16 protein-coding genes and 1 pseudogene are annotated in these 21786 nt (G+C 66.7%); 11 read left to right on the top strand and 6 right to left on the bottom strand.

The annotated features are described in order from the left end of the window. Nucleotides 1-38 precede the first annotated feature (38 nt). Nucleotides 39-269 (bottom strand): hypothetical protein, encoded by a 231-nt coding sequence (locus ACQR07_RS08565; protein ID WP_434901883.1) that lies wholly within the window; start codon nt 267-269, stop codon nt 39-41. 30 nt (nt 270-299) lie between these two features. Here ACQR07_RS08565 and ACQR07_RS08560 point away from each other — a divergent pair, with 30 nt between their 5' ends. Next, nucleotides 300-1523, top strand: coding sequence for an MFS transporter (locus ACQR07_RS08560; RefSeq protein WP_434901882.1), 1224 nt, complete (start codon nt 300-302; stop codon nt 1521-1523). 462 nt (nt 1524-1985) lie between these two features. Next, nucleotides 1986-3704 (top strand): N-acyl-D-amino-acid deacylase family protein, encoded by a 1719-nt coding sequence (locus ACQR07_RS08555; RefSeq protein ID WP_434901881.1) that lies wholly within the window; start codon nt 1986-1988, stop codon nt 3702-3704. A 308-nt stretch (nt 3705-4012) separates the two neighbouring features. Here the strand turns inward: ACQR07_RS08555 and ACQR07_RS08550 are convergent, their stop codons facing one another. Both ACQR07_RS08550 and ACQR07_RS08545 read right to left on the bottom strand, forming a co-directional pair. Further along, the gene (locus tag ACQR07_RS08550) at nt 4013-4891 is read right to left on the bottom strand and encodes a tetratricopeptide repeat protein (RefSeq protein ID WP_434901880.1); all 879 of its coding nucleotides are present in this window, start codon (nt 4889-4891) and stop codon (nt 4013-4015) included. A 61-nt stretch (nt 4892-4952) separates the two neighbouring features. Further along, nucleotides 4953-6260, bottom strand: a complete 1308-nt coding sequence (locus ACQR07_RS08545; RefSeq protein ID WP_434901879.1) for an MFS transporter — start codon at nt 6258-6260, stop codon at nt 4953-4955. A 249-nt stretch (nt 6261-6509) separates the two neighbouring features. Here ACQR07_RS08545 and ACQR07_RS08540 point away from each other — a divergent pair, with 249 nt between their 5' ends. Genes ACQR07_RS08540 through ACQR07_RS08525 form a run of 4 tightly spaced genes read left to right on the top strand, consistent with a single transcriptional unit; the run spans nt 6510 to nt 11119 of the window. Beyond that, on the top strand, nt 6510-7169 hold the full coding sequence (locus tag ACQR07_RS08540) for an ABC transporter ATP-binding protein (protein ID WP_434901878.1): 660 nt from the start codon (nt 6510-6512) through the stop codon (nt 7167-7169). Beyond that, nucleotides 7166-9628, top strand: a complete 2463-nt coding sequence (locus ACQR07_RS08535; protein WP_434901877.1) for an FtsX-like permease family protein — start codon at nt 7166-7168, stop codon at nt 9626-9628. The genes ACQR07_RS08540 and ACQR07_RS08535 overlap by 4 nt, the downstream gene beginning before the upstream one ends. Beyond that, entirely contained in the window at nt 9618-10700 is a 1083-nt protein-coding gene (locus tag ACQR07_RS08530) for a lipocalin-like domain-containing protein (RefSeq protein ID WP_434901876.1), read from the top strand. The genes ACQR07_RS08535 and ACQR07_RS08530 overlap by 11 nt, the downstream gene beginning before the upstream one ends. A gap of 26 nt (nt 10701-10726) precedes the next feature. Then, entirely contained in the window at nt 10727-11119 is a 393-nt protein-coding gene (locus ACQR07_RS08525; RefSeq protein WP_434901875.1) for an MAPEG family protein, read from the top strand. 179 nt (nt 11120-11298) lie between these two features. On the opposite strand, the gene ACQR07_RS08520 is transcribed toward ACQR07_RS08525, so the two are convergent. After that, the gene (locus ACQR07_RS08520; protein ID WP_434866126.1) at nt 11299-12486 is read right to left on the bottom strand and encodes an ABC transporter substrate-binding protein; all 1188 of its coding nucleotides are present in this window, start codon (nt 12484-12486) and stop codon (nt 11299-11301) included. A 318-nt stretch (nt 12487-12804) separates the two neighbouring features. Between ACQR07_RS08520 and ACQR07_RS08515 the strand changes: the two are divergent. The 5 genes and pseudogenes from ACQR07_RS08515 to ACQR07_RS08495 all read left to right on the top strand — a co-directional run bounded on the left by ACQR07_RS08515 (nt 12805) and on the right by ACQR07_RS08495 (nt 17581). Further along, nucleotides 12805-14356: pseudogene (locus tag ACQR07_RS08515) on the top strand (AMP-binding protein). Nucleotides 14357-14451: 95 nt separating this feature from the next. Then, nucleotides 14452-15201, top strand: coding sequence for a CBS domain-containing protein (locus ACQR07_RS08510; RefSeq protein WP_434901874.1), 750 nt, complete (start codon nt 14452-14454; stop codon nt 15199-15201). A 45-nt stretch (nt 15202-15246) separates the two neighbouring features. Beyond that, nucleotides 15247-15519: a c-type cytochrome gene (locus tag ACQR07_RS08505; protein ID WP_434902268.1), complete on the top strand. Its 273-nt coding sequence runs from the start codon at nt 15247-15249 to the stop codon at nt 15517-15519. Between the two features lie 330 nt (nt 15520-15849). After that, nucleotides 15850-17232 (top strand): PAS domain S-box protein, encoded by a 1383-nt coding sequence (locus ACQR07_RS08500; RefSeq protein ID WP_434901873.1) that lies wholly within the window; start codon nt 15850-15852, stop codon nt 17230-17232. Continuing rightward, a complete protein-coding gene (locus tag ACQR07_RS08495; RefSeq protein WP_434901872.1) occupies nt 17219-17581 on the top strand; it encodes a response regulator in 363 nt (120 codons plus the stop codon). Before ACQR07_RS08500 ends, ACQR07_RS08495 begins: the two co-directional genes overlap by 14 nt. Nucleotides 17582-17997: 416 nt before the next feature. Here ACQR07_RS08495 and ACQR07_RS08490 read toward each other — a convergent pair whose 3' ends face one another. Next, nucleotides 17998-19953, bottom strand: coding sequence for an acetyl-CoA carboxylase biotin carboxylase subunit (locus tag ACQR07_RS08490; RefSeq protein WP_434902267.1), 1956 nt, complete (start codon nt 19951-19953; stop codon nt 17998-18000). Nucleotides 19954-19970: 17 nt separating this feature from the next. Beyond that, entirely contained in the window at nt 19971-21587 is a 1617-nt protein-coding gene (locus ACQR07_RS08485) for an acyl-CoA carboxylase subunit beta (RefSeq protein ID WP_434901871.1), read from the bottom strand. Nucleotides 21588-21786 lie beyond the last annotated feature (199 nt).

Below are 21786 nucleotides of genomic sequence, written 5' to 3'. Positions count from 1 at the left end.
TCAACGAAATGTGGCTCGCGGATGGCGAGAAGTCGCTATCACGCGCCGAAGTTGCCAGCGCGAATCAGGAGCACGGCGGCGATCAACGACCCTGCGAATGATGAATTCGAGCTGTTCGTGCCGGCCAGGCGTGAGCTACGCGCACGTGCCATGCAGTCGCGTTCATGGACAATGAACCACAATCGCCGATAGTGTGATCGTTGCGGCGAGGCGCCGCATGCGGTGCTCTCGACCGCTTTAATTCTCCAGTTCCATTCCTGAAGTTTCATTCCTGACTCCGAAGGCCCGACGGATCGACCATGGCTGACGTTCTCGCCGCATCGCAACATACCGGTGCTCCGGTCCGGGCTGCGTCGTCGCTGCGCACGCTGGCGCTGATTTCGCTGGCGCACTGGGTCAGCCATCTGCACATGCTCGTGCTGCCGATGCTGTTTCCGTATCTGAAGGACAAGCTCGATGTCGGCTATGTCGAGCTCGGCTTTCCGCTCACCGTGTTCGCCGTGGTCTCGGCGCTGACCCAGGCTCCCGTCGGCTATCTCGTCGACCGCGCCGGCGCCCGCCGCATCCTGCTGCTGGGCCTCACGCTCGGCGGCCTGTCCTTGGCGATACTCGGCCTGTACCTCACCTATGCCAGCCTGGTCGTTTCGGCAGTGCTGCTCGGTCTCGCCAACGCGGTCTATCATCCGTCGGATTACGCGCTGCTGTCGGCGCATATGGAAGAGAAGCGGATGGGCCGCGCCTTCGGCGTGCACACCTTCGCCGGCTATCTCGGCGGCGCGGTCGCGCCGGCTGTCATGGCCGCGCTGGTGACCACCGTCGGCGGCTCGGGCGCGCTGATCGCGGCCGGCCTGGTCGGTCCGCTCGCCGCACTGCTGCTGCTCGTCGGCAACGTGCCGGAGGTGCCGCCGCATCCGCACCCGACACAGGCCGACGGCTCCAAGGTTAAGCAGCCGAGCCTGCTGACGCCGATGCTGATGCTGCTGACGGTGTTCTTCATGCTGCTCAGCCTGTCCAACGCCGGCATCTCCAGCTTCGGCGTGGTCGCGTTCATGAACGGCTACGGCATCTCGTTCTCGACAGCGAACGTCGCATTGACCGCTTTCCTCGGCGCCAGCGCCGTCGGCGTGCTCGCCGGCGGCCAGCTCGCCGACCGCATCCGCCATCACAACCTGGTTGCCGCCGTCGCCTATGCGATCAACGCCGTGCTGGTGCTGATCATCACCTTCGTCAGCCTGCCGACGGTGCTGCTGGTCGCGATCATGCTGACCGCCGGCTTCATGAGCGGCGTGATCGCGCCGTCGCGCGACATGCTGGTGCGCAACGCCGCCCCTGCCGGCGCCGCCGGCCGCGCGTTCGGCATCGTCTCCACCGGCTTCAACTTCGCCGGCGTCGTCAGCCCGTTGCTGTTCGGCTGGATCATGGACATGAACGCACCCCGCTGGGTGTTCGGCACCTCCGTGGTGTTCATGCTGCTGACCATCGTGCTGGCGTTCTTCACCGAGCCGAAGAAGGCGAAGGCGTAGCTCGCTGGCATCGTAGGGTGGGCAAAGCGAAGCGTGCCCACCATTCTCGCCAACATCACAGCTCCCAACGGTGGGCACGCAACGCCTGACGGCGTCGCTTTGCCAACCCTACGGAAAGTGTTGGTTCGTCCAAACTGCCGGATACAGCGCCCTCTCCCCTTGTGGGAGAGGGCATCACCGGCTCATCGGCGCACTCGGTTGGGTGAGGGGTTTATCTCCGCGCCCGACGCTCGTGGAGATATACCCCTCACCCAACCGAGCCCGCTGCTCGAGTGTGCATGCCCTCTCCCACAAGGGGCGAGGGCGCAGTCATGGGCAGCGCTCGGGCTTGGCATGACCTCGGACCTACTTGCACCCGCGCTTACTCTGCCGTGCAACTCTGCTGTCTTTTCTCGCGTGTTGACATCACGGCCCGCCCGCCGATGATGTCTCCATAATAACAACACCCGGGGAAGACACGCCATGACGCAGCCTGATCTCGTGATCCGCGGCGGGACCGTTGCCGATGGGTCGGGCGGCGAGATGTACGAGGCCGATGTCGCGATCTCACAGGGGCGCATCGTCGAGGTCGGCAAAATCGCCGCCTCCGGCCGCGAGGAGATCGATGCGCGCGGCAAGCTCGTCACGCCCGGCTTCGTCGACGTCCACACCCACTACGACGGCCAGGTCACCTGGAGCCACGACATCTCACCGTCGTCGCAGAACGGCGTCACCACGGCGATCATGGGCAATTGCGGCGTCGGGTTCGCGCCGTGCCGGCCGGCGGATCATCAACGGCTGATCCAGCTGATGGAGGGCGTCGAGGACATTCCCGAGCCGGTGCTCGAGGCCGGCATTCCCTGGGAGTGGGAGAGCTTTCCGGACTACATGGAGTGGCTGGGCAAGCGCGCCTTCGATCTCGACATCGGCGCCCAGCTGCCGCATGCGGCGCTGCGCGTCTATGTAATGGGCGAGCGCGGCGCGCGGCGCGATCCGGCCACCGCCGACGACAACCGCGCCATGGCGGCGCTGGCGCGCGACGCGGTCAAGGCCGGCGCGCTCGGCTTCTCGACCTCGCGCACGCTCAACCATCGCACCTCGACCGGCGACTACACGCCGACGCTCAAGGCCAGCGAGGACGAGCTGACGACGATTGCGAGCGCCATGCACGGCGCCGGCCGCAGCGTGCTGCAATTCGTGCTCGACATCTCCACCATCCATGAAGACCTGCCGATGATGCTGCGCATCGCGGAGCAGACCAACTGCCCGATCTCGTTCTCGGTGACCCAGAACGACCGCGCGCCGCAGCGCTGGCGGCAGACGCTCGCCGAGATCAACGCCGCCGCCGCGCGCGGACTGTCGGTGACGGCGCAGATCGCGGCGCGCCCGGTCGGGCTGCTGCTCGGGCTGGAATTGTCGCGCAATCCGCTGCAGACGCATCCGAGCTACCAGGCGATCGCGCACCTGCCATTGGCTGAGCGCGTCATACGCATGCGTGACCCGCAGCTCCGCGCTGCCATCCTGAGCGAGCAGGCCAGCGCCACCGACGACCCGCTGTTCTTCAAGCCGAACTACGACAAGATGTATCTGCTCGGCGATCCGCCCGACTACGAGCAGCCGCCGGAACGCTCGCTCGGCGCCCAGGCTCGCGCCCGCTTCTGCCGCCCCGAAGAGCTGGCCTATGATGCAATGTTGACGGATGGCGGACGCGGCATGCTCTACGTGCCGTTCCTCAACTACTCGGACGGCAATCTCGACGCCACCTATGAAATGCTGCGCGATCCCACGAGCGTACCCGGCCTCAGCGATGGCGGCGCCCATTGCGGCATCATCTGCGACGCCAGCTTCCCGACCTATCTGCTGACGCACTGGACCCGCGACCGCCGCCGCGGCGACAAGCTGTCGATTCCATTCGTGGTCGCGGTACAGTCACGTAAGACGGCACTCTCCGTCGGCCTCGACGATCGCGGGCTGATTGCGCCCGGCTACAAGGCCGACGTCAACGTGATCGACTACGACCGGCTGCATCTGCACCCGCCGAAAGTGCATTACGACCTGCCCGTCGGCGGCCGCCGCCTGATGCAGGAAGTCGACGGCTACGATGCGACGATCGTGTCCGGCGTTGTGACGCGGCGACATGGCGAAGCCACGGGCGCGCGGCCGGGGCGACTGGTCAGGGGAGCGCGGAGCGGGATGCAATGATGGCTGTAGCCTGAGCTTGCACGGCGCGCGCCTCACACGCGGTGTCGTCCCGGACAAGCGCGCGGCGCGCGCGCGCCGATCCGGGATCCATACTCCCAGGGAGTGGTTCGAGGCACGCTGGTCGATCGATTCCGCCCAGCCTCATCCGCCGCGGCGTATGGGTCCCGGGTCGGCGTCCGCCAACGCTGCGCGTTGCCGGACTTGCCCGGGACGACACCGGTTGTAAGGCCCCGCTTTGGGCAAACCGGTGCGATGCCAACGACCGGCAGGAGCCGGTCGTTGAGCGCCGGCCACAGCGAGCTGAGACGTCAGCCGACCGCAGCCACCGCATTGTCGGCGAGCCGCGCGAGCTCGGCTTGCGCAGCCGAATGCTCGTTGAACCACGGCGGCAATGAGCGAAGGGCAATCTCGAGAGCCCCGCAGGCATCGTCGTTGCGGCCGTTCAGGAGATGCCACTCGCCGATGTAGAAATACGCTTCCGCCTGTTCGGGAGCCGTTGCGGTCGCATTGAGCACCTGCTGCGCCGTCGCACGCTCGATCAGAAGATCGAACACCGGTCCAGGCCACTGCGCTGCAGTCCAGCGCGACGCGATAGCGGCGAGGTCGGGCCTCGCGCGCCCCGGCAATCGCACGAGTGACAGGTAAAGAAACAGGACCGCATAGGGATCGAACTGGAGCGCGAGCGATCGTTCCATGTCCGCTGCCGCAGCTTCGAATTTGCCACGGCAGAATTGGATATAGCCACGCCCTCTATGAAAGATGGGATCGTTCGGCGTGAGGCCGATAGCTGTCGTGCACTGGACGATCGCGCGATCCGGATCGCCTTTTACGTGGTGGAGGAAAGCAAGCTCGCCATGAGCCGCGGCAAGCCCGGAGTCGAGCGCGAGAGCTCGCGTCTGGTCGTCAATGGCGCCGTCGAAGTCGCCGAGGAACTTCCGCGACACGCCGCGGGCGGCATACGTATGCGCGCTGGGTTTCAGGCTGAGGGCGAGGCTGAAGTCCTCGATCGAACTGGCGTAGCTGCTTAAGCCTTGAAACGCCACGCCGCGATTGTGATAGGCGTAGTAGTTGCGCGGATTGATCCGGATCACCTTGCTGAAATGGAGGATGGCGCCTGGGAAGTCGTCGAGCTTCAGGCATCGCGCACCGCGCCAATACTGCAGCATATGGGACAACAGGCGAATCATGCGGGACCTCACGACGAGTGAACGCGAGGCCGCCTCCTGATGACCCCATATCGGGGTTGTATCACGCAAATTCCGGTGCCGCACCCTGCCGCGCCTGCAGGCGGGCGCGTTCGGTATCGGGCCAGAGCAGCGCCATGCCCAGCAGGCCTGAGATCACCATGATGACCGCGTTGACGGTGTAGCCGGCCATGTAGCCGTCCATCAAACTGCCCGAGGCCTGAATCATCTTGCCCATCACGAAGGGCGCGATGATGCCGGCGAGCGTGTAGAGCGCGCCGTAGATCGCGATGGCTGCGCCGCGTTGCGCGACCGGGGTGAACTCGCCGATCATCGGCGGACAGACGACGTAGATCGAACCACACAGGCCCGAACCGACCACCAGCAGCGCGATCTTGGCCGAGGCCGCATCGACATGCGGCGTCACCGCCATCAGGACGCCACCGATCATGAGCGGCATCGCGCCGAGCACGCCGCGCGCTACGCGCGTCGAGACGCCGCGCGCCATCAGCATCTGCGACAACCAGCCCGTGGTCAGCACGACACAAGCACCGAAGATCCACGGCAGGATCGAGATGAGGCCGGCCTGCTGCTGCGAGAAGCCGAGCCCCTTGACCAGAAATGGCGTGAACCAGGTCAGTCCAAGCGACAGCGCCCAATAGGCGCCGAAGGTCGAAGCGACGCAGCCGACGAAGGTCCGCGACGTCAGCAGCTGCAGATAGGGCACGCGCTGCTCGCGTACGCCGGCAAGCTCGATGTCGCCCAGCGGTCCTTCCCGGCCAAGCCACAGCCACGCCGCACTCCACACCAGCCCGACGACTCCGAGAACGCCGAACGCGTGGTGCCAGCTGTAATTCACGATCACCCAGTTCAGCGCCGGCACGGCGAGGATGACGCCGAAGGCGGAGCCCTGCGACAGGATCGCCGTAGGCATCGCACGCTTCTCGTCCGGAAACCATTTGTAGACCGCGTGAACCGCGACCGACGCCGCCGGCCCTTCGCCGGCGCCGAGAATGATGCGGCAGATCAGCAAGGTGGTGAAGCCGACGGTGCCGACCATCGGGAATTGCGCGACCGCCCAGATCAACGCCAGCACCAGCAGCACCCAGCGCGTCGGCACCTTGTTGACGATGAAGCCGACCACGATCGCCGCGATCGAGAACAGCAGGAAGAACGCGGAGCCGAGCAGGCCGAACTGCCCGGCGTCGAGATTGAGCTCGGTCATGATCGGCACGCCGGCGAGCCCGACCACGATCTTGTCGGCGAAGTTCACCAGCATGAACAGGAACAGCAGGAAGGTCATCTTCCAGGCGCCTTTCGGCGTGGGCGTCGCGCTCGCGCGCGATGAGCTCTTGAGCGTCGTGGGCGCCATGGTGCTTCCCCGTGATCGTCTTGATCCGCCTCTGTGGTTCGGGCGTTCGAGGATGCTACCCACGAAGTATCGTCGCGGGCAACCGCTTCATGAGCTAAGTCATTGTTGCAGCGCGAGAATTTCCAATCCTGGGCTGCGCGACGCGACCGCTGCAACCTGATTGGGTGATCACATCATGTGCCCTGCCGAGAACGAGCACGTGATGTTCGCGTCGGCCCTTGTTATGCTGTGATGCAACAACCGCAAGACATGCTCGTGCTCAGTGTCCGTCATCTCACCAAGTCCTATCGATCCGGCGGCGAGCCGATCAACGTTCTGCGCGGCGTCGACCTCGACGTCTCCCCTGGCGAGCGCGTGGCGCTGACCGGCGAATCCGGCTCGGGCAAGAGCACGCTGCTGCATCTCATTGCCGGCCTCGACGCGGCCGACGGCGGCGAGATCGTGCTCAACGGCGCCTCGGTCGGCGCACTCGACGATGCCGGACGCGCGGCGATCCGGCGCGAGCAGCTCGGCCTCGTGTTTCAGCAGTTCAACCTGGTGCCGAGCCTGTCAGTTCAGGACAATCTCAGCTTCCAGGCGCGGCTCGCCGGGCGGCATGATCCGGCATGGCACACCGAATTGGCGGAGCGGCTCGGGCTCAAGCCGCTGCTGAAGCGCTATCCCGAGCAATTGTCGGGCGGCCAGCAGCAGCGCGTCGCGATCGGCCGCGCGCTGGCGATCAAGCCGAGCCTGCTGCTCGCGGATGAGCCGACCGGCAATCTCGACGAGGACACCGCCGACGAGGTCATGGCGCTGACGCGCGACCTCGTCACGCGTACCGGCTGCGGCTTCCTGATGGTGACGCACAGCGCGCGGCTCGCCGCGATGCTCGACCGTCACGTCCATCTGCATGCGGGCCGCGTCGCATGAGGCGGGCGCTGTGGATTCTCGCCGTGCTACTCAGCCACTGGCGCCGGCATCCGATGCAGCTCGCGACCTTGCTGATCGGGCTGATCTCGGCCACCGCGCTGTGGAGCGGCGTGCAGGCGCTGAACCAGCAGGCGCGCAGCTCCTACGACCGCGCGGCCGCGATCTTCGGCGGCGCGCGCACGCCGATGCTGGTCGCGCGCGACGGAAAGATGCTGCCACAGAGCGTGTTCGCCGAATTGCGCCGCGCCGGCTGGCCGGTGTCGCCGGTGGTCGAAGGTCGCGTGCAGATCGACGGGCGCTCAATCCGGCTGCTCGGCATCGAGCCATTCAGCATTCCCAAGGAGGTCGGCAATGCGCCGACGGTCGGGCGCAGCGAGCTCGAAGCCTTTCTGACGCCACCACATCGTACGCTGATCTCGCCGGAGACTCTGGCCGATCTCGGATACAAGGACGGCGCCACGCCGCGGCTGAGCAACGACGCCGCGATGCCGCCGCTGATGGCGCAGCAGCAGCTCGCGCCGGGCGTGCTCGTGGTCGACATCAGCGACGCGCAGCGGCTGCTCGACAAGCCCGGACAGATCTCGCGGCTGCTGGTCGGCAAGGCACCGGGCAAGCTCCGGCCGTTACAAGATTTCGCCGGCGGCCGTCTGCAGCAGGTCGAGCCCGAGGCCGAGACCGACCTGGAGCGGCTCACCGACAGCTTCCATCTCAACCTAACCGCCTTCGGCTTGCTGTCGTTCGTCGTCGGCCTGTTCATCGTCAACTCCGCGATCGGGCTCGCCTTCGAGCAGCGCCTGCCGGTGCTGCGCACCTTGCGCGCCTGCGGCGTATCGGCGCGGCAGCTCAACGCCGTGCTGATCGGCGAGCTCATCGCGTTTGCGCTGGTCGCGGGCGCCATCGGCCTGGTCTGCGGCTATGTCATCGCGGCGACCCTGCTGCCGAACGTCGCAGCGTCGCTGCGCGGGCTCTATGGCGCGCAGGTGCCGGGCGAGCTGAGCCTACGGCCCGAGTGGTGGCTGGCCGGCCTCGTCATCTGCATCGCCGGCGCACTCGCGGCCGCCACCACCAGCCTGATCAAATCGATGCGGCTGCCGATCCTTTCGACGGCGCAGCCCTACGCCTGGCAGGAGGCGCAGCGGCGCTGGCTGCGGCTGCAGAGCGCCGTCGCGCTCGCCCTCTTCGCCGCCGCGGGCCTGCTGCTATGGCTCGGGCAGTCGCTGCTGGCTGGCTTCGGCGTGCTCGCGGCGATGATGCTCGGCGCCGCGCTGTTGCTGCCGGCGATCTTGGAGCTCGTGCTGCGGCTGGGCGAGCGCGGCGCGCGGGCGGCGCTGGCGCAATGGTTCTGGGCCGACAGCCGCCAGCAGATCTCCGGCCTGTCGCTGGCGCTGATGGCGCTCTTGATGGCGCTTGCCGTCAATGTCGGCGTCGCGACGATGGTGGAGACGTTCAGCCGCACCTTCCTGGTCTGGCTCGATGGCCGGCTCGCCGCTGATATCTACATCAGTGCAGCCGATGAAGCCCAGGCGCGTGAAATCCAGACCTGGCTGCGCGCGCGCCCTGATGTACAGGCGGTGCTGCCGGGCGGCCGCGCCGAGACACAGCTCGCGGGCGAACCGATCGACGTGCTCGGCCTGCCCGATCATGCCACTTATCGCGACCACTGGCCGCTGCTGCAGGCCGGCGCCGACGCCTGGAAGCAACTGGTGCGCGGCGATGCCGGCTTCGTCAGCGAGCAGCTGGCGCGACGGCTCAATCTGTCGCTCGGCGACAGCATCGACATATCAGCGCCGACCGGCGACTGGCACATCAGCATCGCCGGCATCTATGCCGACTACGGCAATCCGAAGGGCCAGGTCACGGTCAACGTCGCCGCGCTGACGCGGCGTTTTCCGGCGACGCCGATCACCCGCATGGCGGTCCGTGCTGATGCGGCCGACGTGCCGCGACTGATCGCCGATCTCGGCACCAAGTTCGGCCTCGATGGCCACAACGTCGTGGATCAGGCCAGCGTGAAACGAGAATCGAAGCAGATCTTCACGCGCACCTTTGCGGTGACCGGCGCGCTCAACACCTTCACGCTCGGCGTCGCCGCGATTGCGCTGCTGACGAGCCTGCTGACCTTGGCGAACTCCCGCCTGCCGCAGCTCGCGCCGCTCTGGGCGATCGGGCTGACGCGGCGGCGGCTCGCCGAGGTCGAGCTTTTGAAGACGCTGTCGCTGGCCGGCCTCACCGCACTGCTGGCGCTGCCGCTCGGACTCGTCGTGGCGTGGTGCCTGATCGCGATCGTCAATGTGAAAGCGTTCGGCTGGCGGCTGCCGTTCGATGTGTTTCCGCTGCAGCTGATGCGGCTGCTGATCGTCACGCTGATCGCGGCGCTGGTCGCCTCGCTGCTCCCGGTGCTGCGGCTGGCGCGGATGCAGCCGGCCCAACTGGTGAGGACCTTCACCATTGAGCGCTAACTCCATCATCACACGACGGCGGTTGATCAGCGGCCTCGGGCTCCTCGCCGTACCCTCCCTCGCTCGCGCGCAGGGCTTTGCCGGGCTGAGCGACAATCCCGACGGCTTTGCGCCGGTAACGCCGGGCAAGCAATTCAGCTTTCCCGCCGACCACGCGCCGCACAATGAATACCGCATCGAATGGTGGTACATCACCGCAAATCTCAGCGACGCCAGCGGCAAGGCCTACGGCCTGCAATGGACGCTGTTCCGCTCAGCGTCGCGGCCTCGGCCGCAAGGCGAGAGCTTCGACAATCAGCAGCTCTGGATGGCGCATGCGGCGGTGACGCGCGCTGACAGCCACCGCTCGACCGAGAAGTACGCGCGCGGCGGCGTCGGCCAGGCCGGCGTCGAGGCCAAGCCATTCCAGGCCTGGATCGACGATTGGCAACTGCGCGGCTCGGCTACGACCGGCGATCAGATTCTGGCGCCGCTCGACATGACCGCGAGCGCAAGCGACTTCTCCTACGCGCTGCGTCTGGAGGCGGATCGTCCCGTCGTGCTGCAGGGCGTCGACGGCTACAGCCGCAAGTCCGAGCGCGGCCAGGCATCGTACTACTACAGCCAGCCTTTCTACCGCGCCCGCGGCCGCATCACATTCGACGACCATCCGGTCGAGGTGATCGGGTCAGCCTGGCTCGACCGCGAGTGGAGCAGCCAGCCGCTGGCCTCCGACCAGAGCGGCTGGGACTGGTTCGCACTGCATTTTGCCGGCGGTGAGAAGCTGATGCTGTACCGGATGCGGCAGGGCAATGGCGACTACACATCCGGCACCTGGATCACGGCGGACGGCGCCTCGCGCGCGCTCGGTCCCGACGGCATCGTCATGACACCGAAGGAGACGATCGCGATCGGCGAGCGCAAGCTCCCGGTGGGCTGGCGCGTCGAAATCGCAGCGCTCGGCATCGCCATCGACTCGATGCCGCTCAATCCAAAGGCCTGGATGGGCACGCGCGTGCCCTATTGGGAAGGTCCGATCAGCTTCAGGGGCAGCCACAGCGGGGTGGGCTATCTCGAGCTGACCGGTTATTAGAAGACGCTTACAAGGGGGAACCGCGCATGTATCACTTCACGGCACTGGTCACGGTGCTCGCACTGATGCTTTTCTTCTACATGGCCGTGCGGGTGGCGCAGGCGCGCGCCAGGTTTGGCGTCAAGGCGCCCGCCGTCACCGGCAATGCCGATTTCGAGCGCGTCTATCGCGTTCAGGTGAACACGCTGGAGTGGCTGCCGATCTTCCTGCCGGCGCTATGGCTGTTCGCGATCTATGTCAGCGACGCGATCGCCGCGCTGATCGGGCTGGTCTGGATCGCCGGCCGCACGATGTACATGCTGTCCTACAGCAAGGCCGCCGACAAGCGCGGCCCCGGCTTCGGCGTGCAGGCGCTGGCCGCGTCCACTTTGCTGGTCGGCGATTTGGCCGCGATCCTCTGGCGGATGCTGCACGGCTGACAGCTCCGCACTCGACCGTCGCCCCGGCCTTGAGCCGGGACCCATAATCGCCGGCGGGTGTTTGTTGCCCGCGGCGGTTCTACGCTCAGCCTGCCTCAAGATGGATCACGCGGTATGGGTCCCGGCTCCGCGTGCGCAATTGCGCACTGGGCCGGGACGACACCGGTGGCGGAGCGGGCCTACTTCGTCAGCGGGCAGCCGCTGTCCTTGGCGGAGAAGAACGCCTTGTCGCCGGGCACGGTGGCGAGCTGCTTGTAGTAGTCCCACGGCTTCTTCGATTCCGACGGCTTCTTGACCTCGAACAGATACATGTCGTGAACCATGCGGCCGTTGGCGAGCACCTTGCCTTGCGCGAAGGCGTCGTCGACCGGCAGCTCCTTCAGCTTGGCTGCGACGGCGTCGGAGTCCTTGGTGCCGGCGGCCTTGACCGCCTTCAGATAGGACAGCGTCGCCGAATAGGTGCCGGCGTGGATCATGCTCGGCATCCGCCCGGTGCGCTTCATGAAGCGCTCGCCCAAGGCGCGGGCCTTGTCGTCGTGATCCCAGTAGAAGCCCTCGGTCAGCACCAGGCCCTGCGCCGCCTCGAGCCCGAGGCCGTGCACCTCTGCCAGGGTCATCAGCAGGCCGGCGAGCTTCTGGCCGCCCTTGACGATGCCGAACTCGGCCGCCTGCTTGATCGAGTTGGTGGTGTCGAGGCCGGCATTGGCAAGCCCGATGATCTTCGCCTTCGAGCTCTGTGCCTGCAGCAGGAAGGACGAGAAGTCCGACGAGTTCAGCGGGATGCGCACCGAGCCCAGCACCTTGCCGCCCTTCGAGGTCACGATATCGCTGGTGTCCTTTTCCAGCGCGTAGCCGAAGGCATAGTCGGCGGTCATGAAGAACCAGCTGTCGCCGCCGGACTCGACCAGCGCACCGCCGGTGCCGACCGCGAGCGCGCGGGTGTCATAGGCCCAGTGGAAGCCGTAGGGCGTGCAGGCATCGCCCGTAATGCGCGAGGTCGCGGCGCCGACGACGATGTCGATCTTCTTCTTTTCCTTCGACAGCTCCTGGATCGCCAGCGCGACCGAGGAGGTCGTCAGCTCGGTGATCATGTCGACACCTTCGGTGTCGTACCAGCGCCGCGCAATCGACGAGGCGAGGTCCGGCTTGTTCTGGTGGTCGGCGGTGACCAGCTCGATCTTCTGCCCCAGCACCTCGCCGCCGAAATCCTCGATCGCCATCTTGGCGGCCTCGACGGAATATTTGCCGCCGTAGTCGGCATAGACGCCGGACTGGTCGTTGAGGATGCCGATCTTGACCTGTGCCGACGCCGGCGCCGCTGAAAGCAGCGCGCCCACCGCAGCAAAAGCCAGCAAGCCCGATTTCATGTGGTGTCTCCCAGAGTTTCTTGGTTTTGCGATGTCATTCGTTGGAATGCGTACTCATGTTATGCCAGAACCCCGGCCGCGCCCATCCCTTCCCGCCCTGGCCCAAGGACTGAGAGCCATGTTGAGGGCGCGGGGTTCCTCCGCTACATTCCTCCCCAAGCAACAAAGAGCCGTCCCGCAGGGATGGTGCGTGTGGAAGGAAACAGCCTGAGGGCGTACGGCGTGGCGATTCCGCGTCGGGCCTGAAGGCGATGCCCTGCCCCCCCGCCATCGCGCGCCGTGCTGCGGCCGAACGGCAAGCGCCCGGAGGGAGAACGCATGTACACCGGCAAGCACGCAAAACTGCGCCCGCTGCAACCCGCCTTCATCATGGCCTCCACCGGCGAGGCGGTGACCTATCGCGAGCTGGAGGCGCGCTCGAACCGGCTGGCGCATCTGCTCCGCCAGCACGGCCTGAAGCGGCTCGACCATTATTCGATCTTCATGGAGAACAACGGCCGCTATCTCGAAGCATGCGGCGCCGGCGAGCGCTCAGGGCTTTATTTCACCTGCGTGAACTCCTATCTCACCGCGGGCGAGCTCGCCTACATTCTCAACAACAGCCAGTCGCGGCTCCTGATCACCTCGGTCGCCAAGCTCGACGTCGCGCGCGAGGCGCTCAAGGAGGCGCCGGGCATCGAGCTGTGCATCGTGGCCGATGGTCCGGGCGAGAGCGACCGCATCGTGGGGCTGGCGGAGGCGACCGCGGGCTTGCCGGCGACGCCGATTGCCGATGAGTGCGTGGGCACGGCGATGCTGTACTCGTCCGGCACCACCGGCCGGCCGAAGGGCATCCTGCGGCCGCTGCCCGAGCAGCCGCCGGTACAGCAGTTGCCGATCTTCGACTTTCTCGAGAAGCTGTGGCGCTATCGCGAGGGCATGATCTATCTGTCGCCGGCGCCGCTGTATCACTCCGCGCCGCAGGCCGCGGTCAATCTCACCATCCGCAGCGGCGGCACCGCCATCATCATGGAGACGTTCGACCCCGAGCGCTATCTCGAGCTCGTCCAGCAATGGGGCATCACCCACACCCAGCTGGTGCCGACGATGTTCTCGCGCATGCTGAAGCTGCCAGCGGAGGTGCGCAACCGCTACGACCTGTCCTCGCTCGAGATCGCGATCCATGCCGCCGCGCCCTGCCCGGCGCAGGTCAAGGAGGACATGATCAGATGGTGGGGACCGATCATCCACGAATATTACGGCGCGACCGAAGGCCTCGGCTTCACCGCCTGCGACAGCGAGCAATGGCTCGCGCATCGCGGCAGCGTGGGCAAGGTGCTGTTCGGCGACCTGCACATCCTCGATGAAAACATGCAGCCCTGCCCGGTCGGCACTCCCGGCACTGTCTGGTTCAAGACCGGCTCGCCGTTCGAGTATTTCAACGATCCCGAGCGCACCAAGGAGGCGCGCTCCGCCGACGGCACCATGAGCACGGTCGGCGACGTCGGCTACGTCGATGCCGACGGCTATCTCTACCTCACCGACCGCGCCACCTTCATGATCATCTCCGGCGGCGTGAACATCTATCCGCAGGAATGCGAGAACCTGCTCATCACCCATCCAAAGGTCGCCGATGCCGCCGTGTTCGGCGTGCCCAATCCCGATCTCGGCGAGGAGGTTTAAGGCGGTGATCCAGCCGATGTCGGGCATCACGCCCGGTCCCGATCTGGAAGAAGAGCTGATCGCGTTCTGCCGGCAGTCGCTGTCGCGGCAGAAGGTGCCGCGCTCGATCGACTTCGAGAAGGAACTGCCGCGGCTGCCGACCGGCAAGCTCTACAAGAGGCTGCTGCGCGACCGATACTGGGGCAACAAGACCTCGCGGATCGTGTAGGACGGCTCGGTCGGGTTGATCCTGGTCAAGCGCGCGCCCGGCGGCCGGACTATGCTTCACCGATTGCGGCCGCTGCATTTTGCATGGATGACGACATGCGCGCTCATCAAATCATGACCCGATCGGTGATCACCGTCACGCCCGGTACGCCGGTGGCCGAGGCGGCGCGGATCATGCTCCGTAACCATATCGGCGGCCTGCCGGTGATCGACGCCGCCGGCCGGCTCGTCGGCATGGTCACCGACGGCGACTTCCTGCGCCGGGCCGAACTCGGCACCGAGCGCAAGCAGGGCCGCTGGCTCGATCTGCTGGTCGGACGCGGTCGCATCGGCGCCGACTTCGTGCATTCCCATGGCCGCACCGTCGGCGACATCATGAGCCGGCCGCCGGTCACCGTCAGTGCGGATGCCAGCCTGGCCGAGATCGCCGAAACCATGGAGAAGCGCAACATCAAGCGCCTTCCGGTCATCAGCGGCGACCGGCTGGTCGGCATGGTGACGCATACCGACTTCGTGCAGACCCTGGCCGATCTGGCGGCGACCGTGCCGGTGCCCGGCGCCGACGATGACGCGATCCGCAATGCCATCCTCGATTCGCTCGACCATGCCGCCTGCAAGCACTGCCGCTTCAACGTCGTGGTCCGCAACGGCATCGCCCATCTGAGCGGCGCCGTGCGCAGCGAAGGCGAGCGGGCCACCGCCATCGTCGCGGCCAAGAGCGTGTCGGGTGTGAAGGACGTGCACGACCACATGTGGGTCTATCCGCCTCCGGAGGAGGATTATGGCGGCGGCGACATCGTCTCGCTGCAGAGCCAGCCGTCGACCGATGACGACCAGCCGCTGTGAGGAGGATCGCCGTTGCGTCGCGTCATCGCCTCCACGATCCTGCTGATGCTCTCGCTCGCGGCCGCTGTGGCCGCTGAGGACGTCGATCACGGCCGCCAGCTTGCCGAGCGCTGGTGCGCCGCTTGCCACGCGGTCGGCACCGAGCCGACCAGGTTCCGCCGCGCCCAGCCGTTCGTTGCCATCGCCGCCAGGGAGAGCGTGACCAGGGACATGCTGGTCAAGTTCCTCCTGCTGCCCCACGCAACCATGGCCAACAACCCGCTCACCGCGACCGATGCGGCGGATCTGGCGGGCTACATTCTCAGCCTCAGGAAGTAGTTTTGGGCAGCCGCCGGTAAGCCAGGAGGGAGAGACCCCGCGCCAAGCGCCGCCGGTCGATTCAGGGCGAGTGCCCACCCCCGCAGTGGCTTTCGGCCGGATCCCCGGGAACAAATCTGTCAATTGCGCGTTTCGTGTACTCGCCGTCGTCTTCCGAGCACGTCGCATGACCTCTGCGTCTGCTGACGGCCGGCAGGCTCTTTGTCGTCGTTGCCGGAAAAAGCCAACAACAAGCAGCGAACGAGATTGTCCTTGCATTCGTACACAAACAAGTTGGTAATCGGTTGCGCGCCGTCTTCCTCGTCGACCTGCTAGCAAGGAGCCTGCGACGTGCACGGAATGCCCGGCGCCTCCCCCGCCTCACGCATCGCCTCTGACGACACGGCGTATCTGGCCGCGATCGTCGACTCGGCTGCGGACGCCATCCTGAGCACGACCGTGGACGGCATCATTTGCAGCTGGAACAAGAGCGCCGAGCGGATGCTGGGATTCAGCGCCGCAGAGATGATCGGCCGGCCGATCGCCGACATCATCCCCCCGGAGCTGTCCGACGAAGCGGGTGCGCTGCGTGCCCGGGTCGGCGCCGGTGAATCGATCGAGAGCTTCGACACCGTGCGCCTGACCAGGCAGGGACAGCCGATCGAGGTGGCCGTGACGTTTTCGCCGATCCGCGCCGGCAGCGGCGCCATCGTCGGCATCTCCGAAATCCTTCGCGATGTCACACTGTCGAACAAGGCGGAGCGCGGTGCCGCGATGCTCGCGGCGATCGTCGCCTCGTCGTCGGACGGCGTCGTCAGCAAGACGCTCGACGGCACCATCACCAGCTGGAACAAGAGCGCCGAGCGCATCTTCGGCTTTTCGGAACGCGAGATGATCAACCGCTCGATCCGGACGATCATTCCGCAGGAACGCCAAGCCGAGGAGGACCGCATCCTGACGACCGTCCTCTCCGGCGAGATGATCGACAATTTCGAGACCATCCGGCTGCGCAAGGACGGCGCGCTCATTGACGTCTCGGTCACGGTGTCGCCGGTGCGCGATTCGGCTGGCCGCATCATCGGCGCGTCCAAGATCGTGCGCGACATCACTGACAAGCGCCAGACACGTGAGCAACTGCGCACCCTGCTCGCCGAGGTCAATCACCGCAGCAAGAACCTATTGTCGCTGGTGCAGGCGATCGCCCGGCAGATGACCCGCCACGGCCGCCAGCTCGATCTCGAGCGCTTCCTCGAGCGCCTGCAGGCGATCGCGAGCAACCAGGACCTGCTGATCCAGAACGACTGGCGCTTCATTCCGATCGTCGGCCTGGTGCGATCGCAACTGAGCGCCTTCGCCGATTGGGTCGGCAACCGCATCGCGATCGACGGGCCGCCGATCGAGCTGACGCCGGAAGCGGCGCAGGCGATCGGCATGGCGATCCACGAGCTGGCGACGAACGCCGCCAAATACGGTGCGCTCTCGACCGATGACGGGCGGATCACGCTCGCCTGGGGCCACGACGGCGATCGGTTCGACATGGATTGGCGCGAGAGTGGCGGACCGCAGGTCTCAGCTCCCGAGCATGGCGGCTTCGGCAGCCGCGTAATCTCCGACATGGTCCGCGCCGGGCTCGACGGAACGGTCGAGGTCGACTTTGCACCGTCCGGACTCCACTGGCACCTGCGGTGCCCGCTGCAACGTCTCACCCGCAGCAACAGCCATGTCCGGCGCTGACAAGATCAACGTGCTGATCGTGGAAGACGATCCCATGATCGGCTTCGACCTCTCCGTCGAGCTCGAGGAATCCGGCTTCGCCGTGATCGGCGTCGCGCCGACGGTCGGCAAGGCGCTGCATCTGCTGCAGCGGCATCGCTGCGACGTGGCCGTGCTCGACGTCAATCTCGGCCAGGAGACCTCGGCGCCGATCGCCCGCGCCCTGATCGCCGCCGGCGTGCCCTTCGTCGCCGTCACCGGCTATTCCGTCGACCAGTGCCCCGAAGAATTCGCCACCGCACCGCTGCTGTCGAAGCCCTTCCAGACCTCCCGCCTGGTCGCGACGTTGCGGCGACAATTGCCGCGGTGAGGTTTTTGGGAGCGGTGGCACGGGCTTGCCCGTCGGCAGACTGTATCCATTATACTAATTAGTTTTACATCCGCCTTGCAACAAGCACGGTCCTGCAGTTTCGCGGCGCCGGCCTGCGAGTCCGATGGACCTCCCACCGGCTACATCAGTGCCATGCCCCTCACCCGGATTGCTACGCAATCCGACCTCTCCCCGCAGAAGGGCGGGGAGAGGTGGCACCGTGCGCGCCGACAAACACTGCCTCAATGAGTCAGCCACCAATCATCGATGCGATACGAACCGTCGCCGCACCGGCAGCGCGCTCCCTCTCCCCGTTCTTCACGGGGAGAGGGTCGGGGTGAGGGGCAACCACGCGGGTGGTGTTATTAGGAGCTGATTTGCTGCGATCGACTAGACACGACGCGGCGATCCAGCCCTCACTCCGCAATCTCCGCCACGATCCGCCCTGTCGTCACCTGATCGCCCTCGGCAACGTCGATCGCGCTCACCGTGCCGGCGAGACCGGCGGTGTGGACGTGCTCCATCTTCATGGCTTCCAGCGTCACGACCGGTTGCCCCAAAGCAACGCGATCGCCGGGCTTGACCAGCACTGCGACGACACGGCCGTTCAAGGCCGCGCGGACCTTGCCGTCGCCGCCGGTCACCGCGGTGGACTGCGGTGCGGCCAGCGTAAGGTCGCGCAGCATCAGCGTCTGCCCGCGAGATTGCATGTACAGCCGATCGCCGTCGCGCACGAAGCGCGCGGCTTCCGTCACACCGGCATGACGGACCCGGATCGTCTCGCTGGTGAGCGAAACGATCTCGCAGCAATGCTCGGCGCCATCCGACGTCACCCGATAGCTGCCGTCGCGCTCGCGCAGCAGCTCGCACTCCTTCACCTCACCACCAAGCTCGAACCGGAGCGGCGTCGCGAAGGCTGCCGACAGCGAGCGGCCGCCGCGGAGGGGATGCGCCAGTGGATGGCTGACCGACAGCAGCAGCGCCGCGAGCGCAACCGCCGGCGGATCGAACGTTGGCGCGCGCAACTCGTCACGATGTGCCGCGATGAAGGCGGTGGTTGCCTTGCCCGCGGCAAAAACCGGATGCCGCAGGCATGACAGCAGGAAGGATTGGTTGGTCGCAACGCCCAGCGCGACCGCCTGCTCCAGAGCGACGATGAGCCGCGCGCGCGCTTCCTCCCGCGAAGCGCCATGGCTGACCAGCTTGGCGATCATCGAATCGTAGTACGGCGGAATTTCCGCGCCCGACTCCAGCGCGTGCTCGACGCGGATCGTCTCCGGCATCTGCCACAGCGCCATGCGCCCGGACTGCGGCATGAAGTCGTGCGCGGCGTCCTCCGAGCATAGCCGGACCTCGATGGCGTGGCCGTCGAGCCTGATCTGCTCCTGGCGCAGCGGCAGCGGCTCGCCGGCGGCGACGCGGAGTTGCCACTCGACCAGATCGAGTCCCGTCAGCGCCTCCGTTACGGGATGCTCGACCTGCAGCCGCGTGTTCATTTCCATGAAGTAGAACTGGCCGTCGCCGTCGAGCAGGAATTCCAGGGTGCCGGCGCCTTCGTAGGCGAGTGCCTTCACCGCCTGCACGGCCACCGCGCCCATGCGCGCGCGCAACTCCGGGCCGACCGCCGGCGACGGCGCTTCCTCGATCAGCTTCTGATGCCGGCGCTGCACCGAGCAGTCGCGCTCGCCGAGATGCACGGCGTTGCCGCTGCTGTCGCCAAACACCTGGATCTCGATGTGGCGCGGATTGGCGATTGCCTTCTCGAGGATGACGGTGCCGTCGCCGAACGCCGCGGCCGCTTCCGAGCGCGCACTGCGCAGCATGTCGACAAACGCATCGGCTTCGCTCACCAGCCGCATGCCGCGGCCGCCGCCGCCGGCGACCGCCTTGATCATCACGGGGAAGCCGATGCGCCGGGCCTCGCGCAGCATCGCGTCGTCGCCCTGGTCCTCGCCCTGATAGCCGGGCACGCAGGGCACGCCGGCGCGCTGCATGATCGCCTTGGCGCCGGCCTTGTTGCCCATCGCCTTGATCGCCTCCGGCGACGGGCCGATGAACACCAGCCCCGCGTCCCTGCACGCCTGAGCAAACTCTTCGTTCTCGGCGAGGAAGCCATAGCCGGGATGCACGGCGTCGGCGCCGGTCGCCTTGGCTGCCGCAATGATCGCGGCGATGTTCAGATAGGACTGCGCTGATGGCGGCGCGCCGATGCGCACCGCCTGATCGGCCAGGCGCACATGCGGCGCATCTTGATCCGCGTCGGAATAGACGGCGACCACACCATGGCCGAGCCGGCGCGCCGTGCGCATGATCCGCAACGCGATCTCGCCGCGATTGGCGATCAACACCTTGTGGAACGGCCTGCGCGACATCGCACTCACCTCTGCGCTCATGGCCGGGCCACCGAGAACTGCATGCGCTGCGGCGTGCGCGCCTCGGCCTCGCGGCAGATCGCCAGCACCTCCGCCAGCACCGCGCGGGTGTCGCGCGGATCGATCACGCCATCGTCGAGCACGCGCGCCGAGGTCGCGAACACGTCCATCTGGCTGTCGAACACGCCGACGATCTGGGCCTTCATCGCATCGAGCTTCTCGCGCTCGACCGGCTTGCCGCGCCGCGCGGCGGCGGCTTCCGTGACGATCGCCATCGTCTCCGCCGCCTGCTCGCCGCCCATCACGGCGGTCTTGGCGTTCGGCCAGGAGAAGCAGAAGCGCGGGTGGAAGCCGCGGCCGCACATGCCGTAATTTCCAGCCCCGAACGAGGCGCCGCAATAGATCGTGATCTGCGGCACCGTCGCCGAGGTCACCGCCTGGATCATCTTTGAGCCGTGCTTGATCATGCCGGCCTCCTCATAGGCGCGGCCGACCATGTAGCCCGTGGTGTTGTTGAGATAGAGGATCGGCGTGCGGCTCTGGCAGCAGGCCTGGATGAAATGCGTCGCCTTGTTGGCGCCGGCCGGATCGAGCGGACCGTTGTTGGTGATGATGCCGATCGCCTGGCCTTCGATCCGCGCATGGCCGCAGACGGTGGCTGGACCATAGTTCGGCGACATCTCGACGAAGTCGCTGTCGTCGACGATCCGCGCGATGATTTGGCGCATGTCGACCGGGCGCTTGTGATCGAGCGGCATGATGCCGAGCAGTTCGTCCTGATCGTAGCGCGGCGGCTTCGCCGGCGACGCTTCGTGCGACGACCGGTCCCAGTTGAGCTTGGCCATGATCTCGCGGGCGATGCGCAGTGCGTCGCGATCATCCTCGGCGAGGTAGTCGCCGAGCCCGGAGATCGAGGTGTGCATCTCGGCGCCGCCGAGCTCCTCCTCGGTCGCGATCTCGCCGGTCGCGGCTTTCAGCAGCGGCGGGCCAGCCAGGAAGGCGCGGGTGCGGCCACGGACCATGACGATGTAGTCGGACAAACCGGTCTGGTAGGCGCCGCCCGCGGTCGACGAGCCGTGCGTCACGGTCACCACGGGAAGACCCGCGGCCGACAGCCGCGCCAGGTTGCGAAAGATGTTACCGCCGCGGACGAAATCCTCGACGCGGTAGCGCAGCAGATTGGCGCCGGCGCTCTCGACCAGCTGCACGTAGGGCAGCTTGTTCTCTAGCGCGAGCTCCTGCACGCGCAGCGTCTTGTCCAGTCCATAAGGCTGCAGCGCGCCTGCATCGATGCCGGCATCGTTGGCCGAGACCATGCAGCGCACGCCGGACACGAAGCCGATGCCGGCGATGACGCCGCCGCCCGGCACGCTCTTCGCCGGATCCGGCGTATCGAACATGTAGCCGGCGAGCGTCGACAGTTCGAGGAACGGCGCGCCGGGATCGAGCACCAGCGCGACACGCTCGCGCGGCAGCAGCTGGCCGCGCTGATGGAAGCGGTCCTTCGCCGCCGCCGACGCATTGCGCGTCCGCGCCTCGAGATCGCGCATCCGCGCGATCAGGCCGAGCATGCCGTCGCGGTTGGCCTGGAACGCGGCGCCGGTGGGAGAGATGGTGCTGTCGATGATGGCCATGCTTTGTCGTCGCGAATACCCGGGGAATAACGACGCCGTCATTGCGAGGAGCCAACGGGTCCGCGCAAAGCGCGGCCCGATGGCAAGCTCCGCGACGAGGCAATCCAGACTTCCTGTTTGGCCCCTGGATTGCTTCCGCCTTCGCTCTTCGAGCTTCGGCGGACACGTCGCTGCGCTCGCAATGACGGCGCTTCAACAG

It is taken from the genome of Bradyrhizobium sp. HKCCYLS20291 (genome assembly GCF_051167715.1).
In the GTDB taxonomy this organism is placed as follows: Bacteria; Pseudomonadota; Alphaproteobacteria; order Rhizobiales; family Xanthobacteraceae; genus Bradyrhizobium.
The sequence above is the reverse complement of the archived record's forward strand: the minus strand, read 5'-3'. Positions and strand labels throughout refer to the sequence as shown.